Source organism: Megasphaera geminata F0357, from assembly GCF_000239275.1.
GTDB classification, from domain to species: Bacteria; Bacillota; Negativicutes; order Veillonellales; family Megasphaeraceae; genus Megasphaera; species Megasphaera geminata.
In genome coordinates this window covers 1-896 of the sequence record NZ_JH417565.1, presented here as the reverse complement: position 1 = coordinate 896, position 896 = coordinate 1, and the positions used below count along the sequence as shown (strand labels likewise).

The window sequence follows — 896 nt, the reverse complement described above, 5'->3', positions numbered from 1 at the left end:
ACACTCGCAATAGAAAGAGTAAGAAGCAAATATCCCCTGCGATTTATGCTTTCCTACTTCCCAATTAGCCGCAGCTCCTATTACGCTCGGCTGGCCGGTCTAAGACGAGGGGATAAATATGCGGATATAAGGGACGCAATTCGTACTCTCGTAGCTACCCATAAAGGATGCTATGGGTATCGCCGCTTAACACTTGAGTTGCATAAATCCGGGTTGCACGTTAATCACAAGGTTGTAATGCGACTTATGAAAGAAGAAGGATTAACTTGTCGAGTGCGTTTAAAGAAGTATCGGTCTTATCGTGGGCCCGTAGGTAAGTCTGTGCCTAATGTAATTAATAGAAACTTTGCGGCAACTAAGCCGGATCAAAAATGGGCAACCGACATAACTGAATTCCATTTATTCGGAAAAAAAGTGTATTTGTCACCCGTACTGGATATGTACAATGGAGAAATTATAGCCTACGAAATTTCTGAAAAGCCGGTATTAAAGCAAGTTCTGGACATGCTAGAAAGGGCTTTTAAGGTACGTCCCCATAGTCATGGCTGTATTCTACATTCCGATCAGGGATGGCAATACCGGCATGCATTTTATCAGGAAGCCTTAAAAAATCACGGTATTGTTCAAAGTATGTCCCGTAAAGGAAATTGCTTAGATAATAGCGTGATGGAGAATTTTTTCGGGTTATTAAAATCTGAGTTATTTTATTTGCAAAAGTTCAATTCCTATGAAGATTTTCTTGTTAGACTAGAGGAATATATAGATTACTACAATACAGAGCGTATTAAGCTCAAATTAAAAGGAATGAGTCCGGTAGAATACCGAACTCATTCTCAACAAATTGCTTAATTATATCTGTCCAATAAATTGGGTGCAGATCATTCTAAGCGGTCTTT

1 protein-coding gene is annotated in these 896 nt (G+C 39.5%); it reads left to right on the top strand.

Features of this window, described 5'->3' with window-relative positions; genetic code table 11:
* Positions 1–849, top strand: an 849-nt coding sequence (locus HMPREF0080_RS00640) for an IS3 family transposase (RefSeq protein WP_006789138.1), incomplete at its 5' end; no start/stop codon positions are given.
* Positions 850–896 lie beyond the last annotated feature (47 nt).